The sequence below is a fragment of the Streptomyces sp. NPDC051940 genome (assembly GCF_040680895.1).
GTDB lineage: Bacteria > Actinomycetota > Actinomycetes > Streptomycetales > Streptomycetaceae > Streptomyces.
This window is the reverse complement of the sequence record NZ_JBFAXR010000161.1, coordinates 1-17,080: the sequence shown is the minus strand read 5'-3', so window position 1 is coordinate 17,080 and position 17,080 is coordinate 1. Positions and strand designations below refer to the sequence as shown.

General features: G+C 70.5%; 7 protein-coding genes. 3 read left to right on the top strand and 4 right to left on the bottom strand.

The window, feature by feature from the left end; genetic code table 11:
* Positions 1–49 precede the first annotated feature (49 nt).
* The 3 genes from AB0M28_RS36090 to AB0M28_RS36080 all read right to left on the bottom strand — a co-directional run bounded on the left by AB0M28_RS36090 (position 50) and on the right by AB0M28_RS36080 (position 4,373).
* Positions 50–3,064 carry a family 16 glycoside hydrolase gene (locus tag AB0M28_RS36090; protein WP_365414307.1) on the bottom strand — a complete coding sequence of 1,005 codons (3,015 nt, stop codon included), beginning with the start codon at positions 3,062–3,064 and terminating at the stop codon, positions 50–52.
* Between the two features lie 219 nt (positions 3,065–3,283).
* Positions 3,284–3,976 (bottom strand): RNA polymerase sigma factor, encoded by a 693-nt coding sequence (locus AB0M28_RS36085; protein ID WP_365414305.1) that lies wholly within the window; start codon positions 3,974–3,976, stop codon positions 3,284–3,286.
* A complete protein-coding gene (locus AB0M28_RS36080) occupies positions 3,969–4,373 on the bottom strand; it encodes an MmpS family transport accessory protein (RefSeq protein ID WP_365414303.1) in 405 nt (134 codons plus the stop codon). The genes AB0M28_RS36085 and AB0M28_RS36080 overlap by 8 nt, the downstream gene beginning before the upstream one ends.
* 374 nt (positions 4,374–4,747) lie before the next feature.
* On the opposite strand from AB0M28_RS36080, the gene AB0M28_RS36075 reads away from it, so the two are divergent.
* Complete coding sequence (locus AB0M28_RS36075) at positions 4,748–13,216, top strand: DNRLRE domain-containing protein (protein WP_365414301.1); 8,469 nt, start codon at positions 4,748–4,750, stop codon at positions 13,214–13,216.
* Between the two features lie 159 nt (positions 13,217–13,375).
* Positions 13,376–14,323 carry a pentapeptide repeat-containing protein gene (locus AB0M28_RS36070; RefSeq protein ID WP_365414299.1) on the top strand — a complete coding sequence of 316 codons (948 nt, stop codon included), beginning with the start codon at positions 13,376–13,378 and terminating at the stop codon, positions 14,321–14,323.
* Positions 14,324–14,400: 77 nt separating this feature from the next.
* On the opposite strand, the gene AB0M28_RS36065 is transcribed toward AB0M28_RS36070, so the two are convergent.
* Complete coding sequence (locus AB0M28_RS36065) at positions 14,401–16,821, bottom strand: M36 family metallopeptidase (protein ID WP_365414297.1); 2,421 nt, start codon at positions 16,819–16,821, stop codon at positions 14,401–14,403.
* On the opposite strand from AB0M28_RS36065, the gene AB0M28_RS36060 reads away from it, so the two are divergent.
* Positions 16,822–17,080 (top strand): hypothetical protein (locus tag AB0M28_RS36060; RefSeq protein ID WP_365414294.1); only part of this gene is annotated, 259 nt, incomplete at its 3' end.

Below are 17,080 nucleotides of genomic sequence, written 5' to 3'. Positions count from 1 at the left end.
CCCCGCCGGATCGGCGGGGGCACGGGCGCGGTGTCGCACCGGCGGGGTGCTACGCCAGCGGCTCGATCCAGATGTCGCGGTAGCGGACCTTGTTGCCGTGGTCCTGCAGCCGGATCGCGCCGGCCATCGCCGCCTCCGGGGCGCCGCCGCCCGTGGGGGAGGTGATGGCGACGTCGTCGTGGACGACCTGGCCGTTCCACACCAACGTCACCCGGGCGTCCGCGACCTTGCCGCCCGCGTCGTCGTAGCGCGCCGCGTGGAAGACGATGTCGTACGACTGCCAGGTCTCCGGTGGCAGCGCCGCGTTGACGTCGGCCGCCTTGCGGCTGTAGATCGACGCGGCCTCGTTGTTCTCCAGGGTGGTGTCGCCGTACGAGTCGAGGATCTGGATCTCGTAGCGGTCCTGGAGGTAGACGCCGCTGTTGGCGCGGTTCTGGCCGGTGACGTCCGGTGGCAGGTTCGGCAGCTTGAACTCGACGTGCAGCCGGAAGTCGCGGTACGCCGTCTTGGTGCGCAGATCGCCGCAGCAGACCTCCATGCCGCCGTCCGTCAGCGGCCACTGGGCCGCCCGGCCCGAGGTGTGCTGCCACAGCGAGCGGTCCGCGCCGTCGAAGAGCGTGATCCGGCCGCCGGACTTGTTCACCGTGATCAGGTCCAGGTTGACGTGTCCGTCGTCGCCCGGATCGTGCTTGTAGGTGATGGTGTTGGTGCCCGCCCGGAGCGTGAGCTTCTCCGTCTGCGTCGACCAGGTGTCCCAGTTGCCGGTGCTGCGCAGCCGGGTCTGCTTCACCCGCTTGCCGTTGACGTAGAGGCTGATCCCCTTGGTGCCCGTGAACGGGTTCGGGCCGTTGGAGTAGCGCAGGCCCACGTCGTACGAGCCGCCTTCGGCGACGTCGACCGTGAACGCCGTCGAGGCGCCCTCGGTGCCGTAGCGGTCCACGAACGACGCGCCCGAGTAGCCGGTGTGGTCCGTGTTGGTGTGGGCGCCGCCCGTCAGGGCCGCCTCCTCCGCCTCGTACAGGGTCGCCGGCGGATGGGCGGTCGTCAGGTTGTTCAGCGTGTACCACGCCTCCGTGTTCCACAGCGACTCGCCCGAGGCGGAGCTGAACGGGCGCGGGGAGCGCACGTGGACGACCCGGCCCGCCTTCAGGCCGACGATGTCCAGCCGCACCTTCGTCCGGTCCTCGGAGAGCGTCGCCGAGCGGACGGCGAGGGGCTCGTCGTCCACCTTCGGGCCGCCGTACGACGGGGTGGGGACGTAGCGCCACTGCTGGACGCGGTAGCGCGCCGCGAGGTTCTGAGCCGTCTCCTGCGACAGGGGCTGGGTGTACTCCATCTCGAAGCCGCCGTCCACGGCCCGCATCGCCAGGATGTCGAAGGCGTCACCGCCGTTCGGCATGAGCTTCTGCAGGCCGTACGTCAGCTTGCCCTCCTGGCCCCAGTTGCCGCCCGCGCCGAGCCCGCCGGCGTAGATCGCGCCGTCGGGGCCGCGGCTGATGCGGTTGACGCCGGCCTCCAGGCCCTGGGTGTGGCGGAAGACGGCGCCCTGGTAGTCGCCCTTGACCTTCTCCAGGTACGCGCGCTGCAGTCCGCCGTAGGTGACGTCGCCGAAGAGCATCTGGCCGGCGTAGCGGCCCTCCTTGACGTAGAGCGGCGTGCTGGGGGAGTTGGCGATCTCGTTCTGCGGCAGCCACAGGACCGGCTGGGTGACGGGGTTGGCGTCGAACGGGCCGCCGGGGTTGGTGCGGTGGTTGAAGAAGCGGTCCTGCTTGATGTGCACCAGCTTGGACGCCGGCAGCCAGCCGCCCTGGTTGTCGGTGACGAAGATGTCGCCCTCGGGGCCCCAGCCGATGCCATTCGGGGTGCGCAGGCCGCCGGCGACGTAGTGCACCTCGCCGGTCCTGGCGTTGACCCGGAGGGTCGAGCCGCGGTTGGCGGCGGGCTGGGGGTCGGTGGTCGCGCCGCCGTAGTTGATCGCGACGGAGAGGTTCAGATAGAAGAAGCCGTCCTTGTACAGCAGGCCGAACGCGAACTCGTGGAAGTTGCCGCCGTAGGGCCAGGTGGCGACCGTGCGGGTGGCGTCGATCACGTCGTCGCCGTCGGTGTCGGTCAGCTCCGTCAGCTCGTGCTTCTGCGAGACGTAGAGATGGCCGTCGACGTACTTGACGCCCATCGGCTCCTTGAGCCCGGAGGCGATCTTCTTGGCCGTCACCTTGCCCGGGCCGGTGTCGCCGGTGACGTTGTCCAGGAGGTAGACCTCGCCGGCGGTGTTGAGGGAACCGCCCCAGGTGGTGACCGCGAGCCGGTCGTCGGGCAGCCAGTCCATGGCGGTGACCTGCGGTTCGAATCCCGCGGGGCGCAGGTCGGTCAGGTCGTAGTCGGGGTGGACCTCGGTGAGGGGCAGTCCGTCGCCCGGTGTGTCGAAGGCGCCCTCGCACTCCTTGCGGCCCGGCGCCGTCACGCGTACGACGTCGGCCTCCGTGCTGAGCACGGTGTTCGGCACCAGGGCGAAGTCCGCGGCCCCGGGCGGCTGCCAGGCGAGCGTGATCTGCTGCCCGCCGCCGCGCTCGAAGTGGTCGATGCGCAGCGCGTGGTGGCCCGCCGCCAGCGCGACCGCGCCGTCCTTCGGCACGGCGCCGTGCAGGCCGTCGTGGTCGATCACGAGCTGGTCGTCGATCAGCAGCCGGGAGCCGTCGTCGCTGGTGAGGCGGAAGGTGTACGTCCCATCCTGGGGTACGTCGATGTTCGCCGTCACCTGGCTGACGAAGTTGTCGCCGAAGCCGAAGTCGTCCACGGTGCTGAAGTCGATGACCGGCATCAGCTTGTCGACGTTCGGGGTCTGGCCCGGCTTCAGCGTGCACAGCTGGCTCAGCGGTATCTGCACGTCGAAGACGCGCAGCGTCACCCCGGGCTCCTGCGGCGGGAGTTCGGCGACCGCCGGCTGCGGGCCGGCGGCGGAGGCGGCGGGCGGCAGGGCCGTCAGACCCAGCCCGGCGGTGCAGCAGATCAGTAACGCGGTCAGTGCCCGGCGGAGCCGGATTCTTCGCGGGTGCCGTGTGCTCATGCATCCTCCTCGCGGCCCGTAGCCGTACGGGCCGGGGTGCGGGTGGGAGACGTGCGGCGTGCGGGTGGGGCGAAGTGAGTGGCGCGCGTGACAGATTAGGAGACTTCGTCCGGGCCGTCCATATCTTTGTACTCACTCAGTACAAAGAGGGAGGGCGCGAAGACGAACGGCCGGGACACGGCTGGATCGCCGGGCCCCGGCCGTTCAACACAGCCGGGTTCAGGTGGCCTTGCCCACCTCCTCGGCCGTCAGGCCCGACGTCCCGAGCGGAGTGTCGGCCGTCAGGCCCGACGTCCCGAGCGGTGCGGTGCGGGCCGTGTCCGGGTGTCGGGGGGAGAGGAGGGAGGCCAGGGCGCGCAGGCCCCGGTGGGTGGCGGTGCGCACGGCGCCGGGACGCTTCCGCAGGATCCGGCCCGCGGTCCGCGCGTCGAGGCCGATCACCACGCGCAGCAGCACGGCCTGCGCCTGGTCCGGGGGGAGTTCGGCCAGCAGCCGCATGGCCCGTACGGTCGACATCCGCTCGGCGGCGTCGTCGGGGGTGTCGTTCGGCGCCCGGTGCTCGGGCAGCAGATGCGGCGGCCGAGGGGACGCGGGTCCCCGCCGGCGGAGGTGGTCGATCGCCCGGTGGCGGGCGATCGCGGTGGCCCAGCTGCGGAACGTACTGCGCTCGGCGTCGAAGGTGTGCAGGTCGGCGACGACCCGGGCCCAGGTCTCCGAGGCGACGTCGTCCGCGTCGTTCTCGCCGACCATGGCCCGCAGATAGCTCAGCAGCCGGGGGGCGAAGGTGCGATAGAGGGACAGGAAGGCGTCCTGGTCGCCGCGTTGGGCGTGGACCACCAGGGCGCTGAGGCGCGGTTCTCCGGGTGCGGGATGCCGGGGTGCGGCACGACGTACGGCTGCCGCCTCAGCCATCAGCTCGGGTGGTGCCGGCAGTGCACGTCGCGCGCCCGAGGGGACCCCGGGCGCTGGACCCCGCTAACTTGCGGCCGTCGACGGTGATCGAGCAGGTCGCCTTGCCGCCGTCCTCCCCGAGCACCACGGTGAGGGTGTACGGGGCGCCGGTCGAACGGACGGTTTTGCGCCACGGCAACGTGGAGCCGGGTGCTCTGCCGGAGGCGGCCCCGGTACCGGCGCTGTAGTCGACGTCGGCCGTGCCCGTGCCGTCGACTTCGAAGGAGATCCGCGGCCCGCGTGGGCCGGAGGGGGCTGGGTCGGGGTCCGCCGAGCCCGTGCACGCGGTCAGCAGCAGGACTGCGGCGAAGGCGGACAGGGCGGCCGTGGGGTGTGCGCGGCGTTGTGTGTCGGGCATGTCTCTCGACCTCCACAAAGTGGTTACTTATTGGTAGGCCCTCTGTGTAGATCAGTAGTTAACGCAACTTGATCGGGGACTTGCCAGCGAAGCCCCGGGTTCCGGATGTGGACGGCGACGGCAAACCCGGGCGTTCCGGGAGTTACTTGTCTACACATCGACACATCTTTAACTCTTCTTTACTGTCGCCGCCCCTTGCGGACGCGCCCGCTCCGCCACCGGCGGCGGGCGGTAGCCGGGCGCGCGGGGTGCACCGCAGCGGTCAACGGGGCATATCCGCAGCTCAGTTGGGGGGTGTAACACTTTTGATCCCTCTCACGGACCTATGTGTGGCGCCGGGATCCCGGAGCGCCAGTTGATGCTGGAGGTTCGTGATGGGTTCGCTGCACCGATGGTCCGCACGCGTCGTCGTGCTGTCGTTGCTCGTGACGGCGCTGCCCGCCGCCGCGGCGACGCTGGCGACCGCGGACGAGCAGAAGCGCACGGTGCACGTGCTGCCCAAGGGCAACGGCGGCTGGGAGCCGACCGACGCGCCCGATGCCGGGGCCGTCGCCTGGAAACCGCCCAAGGGGCGCGGCGGCGGACACCTGGTGAAACCGGACCCGCGGGCCAATCGGCTGGGCGAGCTGACCAAGCGCCGCACCGCCCACTCCAGCTTCTACCGGATGTCCGACGGCAGTGTCCGCGAGGTGGTCTCCGCCGCCCCGGTGCACTACCGGGACGCGAAGGGCGTCTGGCGGGATATCGACCCCGCCGTGCGCAAGCTCCGCCACGACGGGTTCACCGCGGGCAGCACCGCCAACTCCGTCCGCACGTACTTCTCGGCGGACGCCGCGCGCCTGGTGCGGCTCGAACAGGGCACGGGCTCCATCCAGCTGGGGCTGGACGGGGCGTCGGCCTCCGCGCCCGAGGTGTCCGGCAACCGCGTGTCGTACCCCGGCGCCTATCCGGGCGCGGACGTCACGTACGAGACCGGTCCCACGGGGCTGAAGGAGTCCATCGTCCTGCGCAAGGCGCCCCCGGCCGGGCAGTCGTACTCCGCCACGCTGAAGGTCAAGGGGTACACCCCGAGGCAGCTGGACAGCGGGGCGATCGAGTTCTACCGGGGTGAGGCCGCCGAGCCCGCCTTCACGATCCCGGCGCCGTACATGTCCGACGCGAAGGACGACCCGGACTCCCCGTACGGCAAGGTCTCTTCGGCCGATGTCCGCCAGACGATGGACTGGGACGCCCGCAAGGGCGTGCTGCGGCTGAAGATCACCCCGGACGCGGCCTGGCTCGCCGACCCGAAGCGCCGGTACCCGGTGACAGTCGACCCCACCATCGTGGTCGCCCCCACGCCGTCGCAGGCCGCGAACGTGATGATCCTGGCCGACGGGCCGACGACGAACTACGCCACCTCCTGGCGGCTGTCGGTCGGCACCACGACCACCGGCGCGGCCCGCACCCTCATCCGCTTCCCGATGCCGTCCGTGCCGGCCGGCACCACGATCGCCTCGGCGAACCTGAAGCTGTACTACGACCAGACCTTCACCACCGGCTCCAAGACCGTCGCCATGCAGGCGCTGGCCGCGAACACCTCGTGGAACCCGGCCAACGCCACCTGGGACAGCGCCAAGTCGATCACCGGGCCGGTCGCGGGCACCTCGTCGAAGGCCGCGAACGCACTCGGCGTGTGGAACACCTTCCCCGTCACCTCCACGGTGCAGAGCTGGGTCAACGGCACCACGGCGAACAACGGCTTCGTGCTGAAGGCCGCCGCCGAGGGCACCCTCGGCCAGGGCGGGCCGCGCTACGAGGCGTCGACGTACGCCTACGGCGGCGAGACCGTCAACTACCCCAAGCTCGAGATCAGCTACGGCGTGCCCGGCGTCACCGTCGACCGGCCCTCGGTGATCCGCTCGACCGGCGCCCAGCTGTCCTGGCCCGCCTACACCAACTCCACCGGCGACACCGCGAACGACCTGGCCGAGTACCAGGTGCACCGCAGCGTGTACCAGACGTTCGCGCCGTCCTCCGCCACCCGGATCGCCCCCGTCGCGTCCGGCACCACCGCGTTCAGCGACTCCACCGCCGTGCCGACCCCGGCCGACGACCCCGACCCGTACGGCAACGCCTACTACTACATGGTCGTCGTCAAGACCAAGTCCGGCGGACTGATACCCGGTCCGACCACCCTGGTGCGGCTGCCCAAGGCGGGCCGCACCACCGTGATCCTCCCGGCGCGGTCCGCGACCACCCTGTCCTCCCTGCAGCCGAACGCGGTCCTGAACACCCTCCCCGACAACGGCGCCCCGCAGCCGTGGCTGGAGGTCGGCAACGACTCCGGCACCTACGGCGTCACCCGGTCGGTGCTGGACTTCCCCGCCCTGCCCGCCGTCTCGGCCGGCGCGAGGGTGCTGGAGGCACACCTCAAGCTGTGGCAGGAGACGACCCTCACCGCGAGCTCCGGCGCGGTGTACGAACTGCACGGGCTGAAGCGCTCCTTCACCGGAAGCCAGGCCACCTGGAACAGCGCCGCCACCGGCACCGCGTGGAGCGCGCCCGGCGGCGACTTCGACCCCCTGGCGGGCGGCACCGTCTCCGGGCTGACCAACGACCCGAGCCGGCAGACCCTGGACGCCACCTCCATCGTGCAGGGCTGGATGGACACGCCGGAGACCGCCAAGGGCCTGCTGGTGAAGCTCGCCGGGGAGACCACCGCCTCGCCGCGCGAGCACACCGTCTTCGCCGGCCCGAACACCGCCGAACGGGCCCTCGCGCCCGCCCTGGTGGTCACCTACCTCGACCGCACGACGGCGGCCACGTACTACGCCCCCGAGACCCCGCAGTCGATGGCCCCCGGCACCTCCTACACGGTGCCGGTGACGGTCAACAACACCACCGGCACGACCTGGAAGGCCGCCGACAAGGTCCTGACGTACCACTGGCAGCTCCCCGACGGCACCGACGCCACGACCCCCGCCAGCCAGCTGCAGACCGCCCTGCCCGCGGACCTGCCCCCGGCCGGCACGGTCACCCTGGACGCCAAGGTCACCCCGCCCGATCCGGGCGACGGCAACCAGCGCTCCGGCTACACGATCGCCTGGGACGTGTACGACAAGACCACCGGCGTCTACCTCTCCGAGGACACCGGCGGCACCGCGCCCATGCTGGGCGTCGCGCCGCAGGACACCGGCACGGCGGCCACCGCCACCGCCACCGCCACGACCGGTATCGGCTCGCTCAAGCAGCAGACGGGCGTCGCGGCCTCCGGCAACAACCAGCTGGGGCTCGAGCAGTTCTACCCGTACACCACCATGCCGACCGGGTCGGGCTCGTCGCTCTACTCCAACACGGCGACGGGCAACACCGTCTGGAACAACGACCTGTTCAGCAATCCGTCGGTCGGCTTCAACACCTTCCTGCGGCTGAACTACAACTCGCTCGACACCACCGACACCACCACCGGCTTCGGCTGGTCCCTGCAGGCGTCGGCGCCCGTCCGGCTCGGCTCGTCGCTGCGCTTCCACCCGCCGTCCAACCCCACGGCCGTGGTGATGGACGACGGCACCGGCAACGGCCACCAGTGGAACCTCGACACCTCCACCAGCCCCGCCACCTGGAAGTCGCCCCCGGGCATCCACCTCTTCCTGCGGAAGCTGGCGGACTGCGCCCCCAAGACCACCAACGACCGCGCCTGGTCGATGACCAAGCCGGACCGCACCGTCTTCTACTTCGACTGCGACGGCAACCCCACCGCCCAGGTGGACGCCAACGGCAACCAGGCCGACTACGTCTACGCCTACCGGCAGAGCGAGAACAAGCCGAAGGCGTTCCTGCAGTACATCACCGACCCGCTGCACATCCAGACGCTCACCCTCACGTACTACAACAAGGGTGAGGACTACCAGTACGTCGACTCCGCCGGCGCCCTGGCCAACGGCACCGACCTGACCAACCCGGCGATCATCGACCACGTCAAGTCGATCACCGACGTGGGCGGCCGGACGATCAACTTCTACTACACCACGCAGGGCCTGATGGCCCGCTACGTGGACGGCGCGGGCACCCCCGAGGCCAAGACGTTCCAGTTCACCTACGACGCCACGCAGGGCATGAAGAACGTCAAGCTCGTCGCGGTGAAGGACCCGCGCGGGCACACGACCCGGGTCGTGTACTACGAGCCGTGGTCCCCGACCAAGTGGTGGACCCACAGCATCACCGACCGGCTGGGCAAGGAGACCCACTTCGCGTACGTCCAGCCCGGCGTCGAGGGCGGCCCCACCACCGAGACGACGGTGACCAACTCCAACGGCAACGACTACGTCTACCAGTCGGACGCCAAGGGGCGGATGACGCAGGCGGTCAACCCGAAGAGCGAGAAGACGACCCTCACCTGGGACGGCGACAACAACGTCGCCTCGCTGACGGAGGCCAACGGCGCCAGAAGCGAGTGGACGTACGACCAGCGGACCGGCTACCCGCTCAGCTACAAGGACGCCGAGGCGGTGAAGAACGGCACCGCCGCCACCGTCTACACCTACCGGACCGACAACACCGCCGACCCGGTGCTCAGCGGCCGGATCGCCGACCTCACCGACAAGACCTCGCCGGAGGGGCGGCGCTGGCACTACACCCACGACGCGGCCGGCAACCTGCTCACGGAGACCGACCCGAACGGAACAGCCGCGGGCGCGGAGCCCGGCTCCTACACCTCGACCTACACCTACAACCCGCACGGCCAGGTGACGTCGCGGCGCGACGCCAACGGCAACAACACCAGCTACGGCTACACCAACTTCGTCGGACCGGGGATCGAGGTGCCGGAATCCACCGGCAAACCGGTCACCGTCGTCGACGCGCTGCTCAAGTCCTCGCGCTTCGAGTACGGGCCGCGCGGTGAGGTGACCGAGTTCACCAACCCGCTGGGCCGCAGCGTGACGGCGACCTACGACGTGTTCCTGCGCAGTACGGGCTCGAGCACGCCCAAGGACGTCACCACCGACACCTACGTGATCGAGCCGGCGCCGGTGTACGACGCCAACGACAACGTCGTGAAGCAGCAGTCGCCGTACCTCACCGGCTACCCGGACGAGCGCGCGGTGTCCACCGCCGTCTACGACGCGGGGGACCGGCCCACCTCGCTCACCGGGCCGCCGAACACCGACCCCACCGTCACCGCGCCCCCGCGCACCGTCACCTACACCTACGACAACCTGGGCAACCAGCTCACCATGACCCGGGCCAAGGGCAACCTGCCGGGCGCGGAAGCGGGCTCGTACACCACGGCCACGCACTACGACTCCGCCAACCAGCCGGACTCGACGACCGACGCGCTCGGCAACAAGGCCCTCATCGGCTACGACAACGTCGGCAACCGGACCTCCGTCACCGACCCGCGCGGCAACGTCACCAAGATCGCGTACGACCAGAACCACCGGCCGACGGGCGCCACGGACGCGGCGGGCAAGAACACCTCCGTCCGCTACGACCTCGACGGTCTGAAGACCTCGACCACCGACCGCAACGGCAACTCCGTCGAGTACTCCTCGAACCCCCGCGGCCAGGTCGTGCAGATCCGGGTGCCGACGTACCGCGACGAAGGCGGCATCCACTACAACACCACGCAGTACGTCTACGACCAGGTCGGCAACAACACCAAGGTCGTCACCCCGCGCGGCGTCGCCTCCGGCGTCCAGGACGCGTACACCACCGCCACGGTCTACGACGCCCTCAACCGCCCGGCGAAGAAGCTGGGCGCCTATCTGCCCGGCGACGGCGTGTACGGCGAGAACCAGCGGCCGGAGACCGAGTACACCTACGACGCCGCGAGCCGGCTGACCGGGATCACCCGGATCACGCAGCCCAACCCCGACACCGTGTTCCGCACCCCGGAGCGCGCCGTCACCGCCCTGACGTACTACGACAACGGCTGGACCAAGACGTCGGCCGACCCGTACAAGATCACCACGGAGTACGACTACAACGGCCGGGGCCAGCAGACGTCCCGCGAGGTCACCAGCTCCGACGGCGCGATGGACAACGCCACCGGCGCCGCGAACCGCTCGATGTACTGGCTGTACCACCCCGACGGTTCGCTGCGGAACTACCACGACAGCGGCCTGCCGAAGGGCTGGCAGTCCTCGATCATCACCGCCGACTCCCAGCAGACGGAGAACACCAGCCTCTTCTGGGACCGCGTCGGATCGGGCGGCTACGACGGCGCCGGCTACTACAAGGCAGCCGCCAGCCAGGCCGTCTTCACCTGGAACCTCTCGGTCCCGCAGGACGGCGACTACACCGTCTACGTCCACTACCCGAACGTGGCCGACGCCGGTCCCGGCGCCGCCTACAAGACCACCTACGACGGCGGCACCAAGACCAGCGACCCGGTCTTCGTCAACCAGACCGAGAACCGCGGCACCTGGGTGCCCATCGGCAAGTGGGCCTTCAAGGCCGGCACGTCCGGCCAGAAGGTCCAGCTCTCGCCGTCCGGTGTCAACGTCGTCGCCGACGCCGTGCGCATCGTGCGGGACCACAGCGGGGAGACCACACCGCCGGGCCGCGACTTCACCTACGACTACGACGCCAACGGCAACCTCACCAAGGTCACCGACGGCTCGCCGGACGCCACGTACGACAACTACACCTCCGCCTACGACGAGATCGACCGGGTCAGCCAGCTGCTGGAGAGGACCGGGGAGACCGCCAAGCACACCACGGGCTACGGGTACGACGAGGCGAGCAACCTGACCCGTCAGACCCACGACTCCACCAGCGCGGACTACAGCTACAACGGGCTCAACCAGCTCACGAAGATCGTCAACAAGCAGTTCGCCGCCGAGGCCGGGCGGACCACCACGCTGACGTACACACCCACCGGCCAGCGCGCCACCCTCACCAAGGGCAACGGCAACGTCGTCACCAACGACTACAACTTCGACGGCACGCTGGCGAGCGCACGGGAGAACACCGGCGGCGGCGCCCTGGTCGCCTCCCACAACCTGTCGTACGACTCGAACAGCAACGTCATCGTCGACGACACCGACCTGCGCAGCGCCGACGACGGCTCGACCAAGAGCCGGGCCGCGACCCGCGAGTACACCCCGAACGACCAGATCGCGAAGGTCACCAACACCGACGGGAAGACCAACCAGTCCTACCTGTACGACAGCGCGGGCAACATCCGCGCGCAGACGGTCGACGAGGCCACCGTCCACTTCCAGTACGACCGCGGCCGCCTCGTCTCCGGCTGGGTGCCGTCGCTGGCCACGAGCTCGTACCAGTACGACACCATGGGCCGGCTGAACACCGTGGCCAACGGCTTCATCAGCGGCCACACCGAGGGCGTCAGTGAGTCCTACACCTACGACGGCTACGACAACGTCACGGACCAGTCCCGCACGGGCCAGGACGGCACCAACCGCAGCTCGTACACCTACGACTCGCTGAACCGCAAGCTCACCGAGGCGATCAACCCCGGCGGTACGTCGACGCAGTCCGCGTCGTACGAGTACCTCGGCACCAGCAAGACGCTCGCCGGCGAGCAGATCGAGAAGCCGAGCGTCAGCATCACCAAGAGCTACGAGTACGCCCCCGGCGGGGAGCGGCTGGCGATGCTCGACAGCACCTTCACCAACACCAACGTCATCGACCGGACCAGCCACTACAGCTACAACCCGCACAGCGATGTCGAGGCGCTGACCGGCGACGACGGGAACGCCGTCGCCACCTACGGCTACACCGCCTACGGAGCGCCCGACAAGACCTTCGAGTCCGGACTGGACAAGGACAGCTCGGGCTCCGCCTCGTTCCCCTTCAACAGCTTCCGGTTCAACTCGGCGCGGGTCTCGACCGCGACCGACAACCTCGACATGGGGTTCCGCACCTACAACCCCAACATCAACCGCTTCATCAGCCAGGACATGTACAACGGCGCCGGCGCCGACCTGGCCATGGCCGCCAACCCCTACACCGGCAACCGCTACGCGTTCGCGGGCGGCAACCCGATCAGCAACATCGAGCAGGACGGCCACAGCTGGAAGAACTTCGTCGCCGGTCTCGTGGGCGGGCTGGTTGGCTACGGCCTGTGCACCCTCGCGACCGCCGGCACCGGCCTGGTGATCTGCGCCGGCATCGTCGGCGGCATCCTGGGCGGTCTGGCCTCCCAGGGCGTCACCTGCGCCGAGGGCGGCGACTGCTCCGCCGGGGCGTTCGGCAAGTCCGCCGCGATCGGCGGTATCGCCGGACTCGTCAGCGCGGGCGTGGGTCTCGGCATCTCGGGCCTGCTGCCGCAGGCGATGTCCCCGGTGCTCGCCGGCGCGATCAGCGGCGTCGGAGCCGGCGCCGCGGGCGGAGCCACCGACTACGGACTGCGCTGCGCGACGGGCGACGCCTGCTCCTGGGGCGGGTTCGCCACGGCGACGGCCGCGGGTGCGGTGATCGGCGGCGGACTCGGCGCGGTGGCCGGGAAGTTCGGCGCCTTCCAGCGCGGGCCGGGCAACCAGCAGCACATCGACCGGATCACCGGTCTGCTGCGAGCCCGGACCCAGCAGGCGGCGGACGACTTCGACTCCAACACGGCCGCGCTGACCCCGGGCGAGATGCGGCAGAAGGCGAACCCGAGGACCGCGGCGGCCGCCCGGGGCAACTACATCGACCGGGTGGTCAAGGAGTACGCGGCGAACGATCCGTACCTCAGCACCGTGGTGTACCGGGCGGAGAACTTCGAGCACGCTCCGGACTTCTGGAACGTCGATCTGCGGACCTGGTGGGACATGACCACACCGGAGCAATGGGCCCAGCATCTCAACGACTACGAATACGTCTTCGGGGAGGGAATACCCCTGTTCACCAGATAGGGCCTCCCATGAGGCGGGTGCAGTAGGCTGAGTCCCGCCGGAGATGAGGCGCGCTGACACCCGATGGCTGACGCGTGATGGCTGCCGCCCGAATCAGGGCGGCAGCCATCACGCCTTGTCGGGGGTTTTCTCCTGAACCGCACATGTGTGGAGGTATCGATGGAACTGTCCGGCCGCTGGAAGACGCCCGAGGGGCGGCGGGTCGTGGACGAGGTGGTCTCCCGGCTGCGACGCGGACGGTCCCTGGACAAGCTGGGGCTCGGGGAGGTGGACGGGCGCGTCGATCTGCGGGGCCTTCCCTGGCCGGTGCCGGAGATACGGTCCCAGCGGTCCGGGCGGAAGGTCTTCGGCATCGCCCAGGGCAGCGGGTTCCCCGAGGTGAGGGGGGCGAAGCTGACCGGCATCGACTTCGGCGGGGCCGCGCTGCCGCATCTGCGCCTCTTCGACTCCACCGTGGCGGACTGCGTCTTCACCGGCGCCGCGATGAAGGACTTCCGGGCCTGGGGGACGTCGTTCGAGCACTGCGATCTCAGCCGCGCGGACCTGCGCGAGGGCCTCGTCGGCTCCTGGCACGAGGGGAAGGGGAACGCCTGGCGGCAGTGCCGGTTCGATTCGGCGCGGATGGACAAGGCGGTCATGCTGGGGGCGGTATTCGAGGAGTGCCGGTTCCACGACGTTTCCCTGGCCGATGCGGCCGTCCAGTTCTCCGGCTTCCGGGACGTGGTATTCAGCGGCCCGCTCTCGGAAGTCGCTTTCTACGGATTTCCGTTCAAGAGCGAGCACCCGCCCCGGCCCTTTTTCGAGAACGTTGATTTCTCCGCCGCCCGCCTGCAGAACGTCATGTTCGTCGGATTCCGGCTGGACGGTGCCCGATTCCCCGAGGACGCCGATATCGCCGTCCTTCCCGACGCCCAGCGCCGGCTCGAGCGGGCGCTGGCGGCGCTGCGGGGCGAGCAGTCCGACGAGGCGCACTATCTGACCGTGGTGATCGAGTCCACCGTCAAGATGTACGGCCCCGACGCCGACCTCTTCGTCAACTACGCCGACCTGGCCCGCGACTGCGGCGCGCGCGGGGCCGAGCTGATGCGGCGGCTGGTGAACAGCTGAGATGCGCGCGAGGGCCGGGGCCCGGCGGTTTCGCCGGACCCCGGCCCGATCGGCGCGGTCGCCGTGGGCCCCGCGGCCTACTGGGCGAACGCCTGGAACTCCGCCGCCCGGACGATCTGGGCCTGCGGGCTGTTCGTCGCGCAGTCGGTGCCCGCCCGCGGGTCGTTGTCCTGCTCACCCGCGTAGTCCGGGGCGCCGGTGCACTGGTTGGTGACCACCTCGAGGCGCAGATGCGTCGCCGCCGTCGCCGGGATGGCGAACGACCGGGTGATCAGCTCCGGCGCCCGGGGGCGCGGCGCGACCGACGGGAAGGCGTCGGCCGGGCTGACGTACACCTGCTGGAACTGCGACGCCTGCGAGCAGTCGACCGCCCCGGTGGCGTGGCAGGCCAGCACGCGGAACTGGCGCAGCGCCGAGAACCGGTTCTGCACGCCGCCGTCCACGTCCGCCGTGTTCTGCGGCCGCAGCAGCGCGCTGACCTGGACCCGGCGTACCTGCTGGACGCCGCCCGCCAGGTCCACGGTGACCTGCCTGCCCGCCACCGCGCCGGTCAGCGAGGCCCAGTTGGTGGCCTCGTTGTCGTCGATCAGCCGGGCCGTGTTGAGGCCGTCACCGGTCGCCGACGCGCCGGCGGCGGACGAGGCGAGGTTGGTGCGCAGCTGCACGCCGAGCGTCGCCGCCCCCGCGCTCACCGTCACCGGTCCGACCCGTACCAGACCCCGGCCCGGCGCCCGTACGACGAACTCGTACGAACCCGGCACCAGCGCCACCGAGTCGCCCAGCGCCGTCGCGCCGTCGGTGTCCGCGACCGGGACCGCGCGGCCCTGGTAGCGGCCCACGAACAGCTGCGCCCCGGCGACGGGCGCGCCCTGCTCGTCCACGGGGGCGAAGGACAGCGTGCCCTCGTTCGCGAACGGCGAGGTGAAGCCCGGCCGCGGGTCGGCGTCCGCGTTGGTGTTGCTGGCCGCCGCCTCACCGAGACCGCGCTTGGCGAACGCGTTCCACAGCAGGTCCTGGTTCGCCCCGCCGAAGCGGATCAGGTCCGCGCCCAGCAGCGCGTCGCGGGCGTCGACCATGGAGACGTTGCCGGCCGCCATCAGCAGATACGAGTCGAACACCAGCTGGACCCAGCGCCGGTTGCCCGGGCAGGAGCCCACCGGGGTGGAGCCGTTGGCGCACGACTTCTGCAGCGCCGGGGTCCCGGCGCCGTAACGGCCGTTGAACGCCTGGCGGATGTCGAAGTTCGTGGCGCTCCAGATCTCGCCGTCCGCGTGCACCTGCTGGCCGACGAGGTCGTAGGCGATGTCGCTGTAGTTCAGCGGGCTCGCGCTCATGTTGTAGTTGCGGATGCCCGCGTCCGGGTCCGAGGTGGCGTACTGGCCGATGGTGAACGCCCGCGCGCCCGCCGGGGCGTACCCGTGCTCGTTCAGGTACTCCATCGCCACCAGGTCCGACCAGCTCTCGCCCATCGCGCCGGCCTGCGGGCCGGAGAGCCCGGCGTTCGGGCCGGCGACCATGCGGTTGCTGATCGCGTGGGTGTACTCGTGGCCGATCACCGACATGTCGTAGTCGCCGTCCACGCAGGGGGCGTAGAAGCTGCCCGCGATCGGCTGCCAGAGGTACATGTTGGTGATGGGCGGGTGGCCGTCGGGCGGCGTGATCTGGTTGGCGTTGTCACGCGCCGCGAACGCCGGCGGGCCGCCTGTGACGCCGCCGGCCTGGGCGTTGCCCTGCTCCAGGTCGTTCTGCTTGCCGCCGCGCTTGAAGTTCTCCTCCTGCAGGTTCCAGGTGCGCTCCGTGAAGCCCAGCTGGTACGAGAAGTCGTGCATCCGGTTGTGCATCGCGAAGAGGTTGGCGCGGGCCGCGTCGATGTCGTTGCGCGCCGCGGTATCGAAGACCGCGGGTGAACAGGCCTCCTCCTGCCACTGGTTGGTCCAGGCGTAGGTGTAGTCGCGGGTCGCGCTGGACGTCGCCGTCTCCTTGCCCACGTCGAACGGGTCGTTGGAGAACCAGTTGTGCACCGCGATCGCGTTGTTGCCGAGGGTGGTGTCCGTCGGCATCTCGTTCTCCGCCTTGACGTCCCAGGCGAACGGGGACGCGGACGTGCCGACCGACTCGTCGCAGCCGGGCCCCGTCGGCGCGTCGCACCAGCGCTCGCGGGTGTCGGTGGAGGAGTAGTCGACGGGCGGGGAGTTGGGGAAGACGTCCCAAGACGGGTTGTCCTCGCTGTGGTCCACCAAGTCGTCGCGGACCAGGACGCTGCCGTCGCGGGCGTCGACGAACGTGTTGTACGCGGTGGGCTCGGCGGCGCTGCCGCCCATCACCAGCACCTCGTACGCGGCGCGCGCCCCCTGCGCCGTCGGCACGGCGACCAGCTCGGCGCTCCTGACGGCGCCGGTGCCCAGCCCCGCGTCCCGCGCGGCGATCCCCTTCGCCTCGGCGGCCGTCAGGGTCGCGGGCGCGGGGGCGCCGGCGTCCCGGGCCAGCGACGAGGTCACGTGGTACGCCTTGCCGTCCCGGACGCCGACCGCGATCAGGCCGTCGTGACCGGCGGGCAGCGCGCCGAAGCGCTGCCGCAGCAGCACCACGGCGCCGTCGCCGAGCGGCGCGGTCGTGACCACGTCGAGGGCGGCCGCGGCGCGTGCCGTCAGACCCAGGACGTCGCGGCCCAGGAGATCCTGTGGGACCTGTTCACGAACGCCGCCGAGGCCGCGGGCAAGGTCGGTGACACCGACTTCGCCGACCAGGCGGAGCAGG

What these genes read in the sequence shown, in the direction of transcription:
- AB0M28_RS36090 (WP_365414307.1), bottom strand. Translation starts at nt 3,064, where the DNA reads ATGAGCACACGGCACCCGCGAAGAATCCGGCTCCGCCGGGCACTGACC.
- AB0M28_RS36085 (WP_365414305.1), bottom strand. Translation starts at nt 3,976, where the DNA reads ATGGCTGAGGCGGCAGCCGTACGTCGTGCCGCACCCCGGCATCCCGCA.
- AB0M28_RS36080 (WP_365414303.1), bottom strand. Translation starts at nt 4,373, where the DNA reads ATGCCCGACACACAACGCCGCGCACACCCCACGGCCGCCCTGTCCGCC.
- AB0M28_RS36075 (WP_365414301.1), top strand. Translation starts at nt 4,748, where the DNA reads ATGGGTTCGCTGCACCGATGGTCCGCACGCGTCGTCGTGCTGTCGTTG.
- AB0M28_RS36070 (WP_365414299.1), top strand. Translation starts at nt 13,376, where the DNA reads ATGGAACTGTCCGGCCGCTGGAAGACGCCCGAGGGGCGGCGGGTCGTG.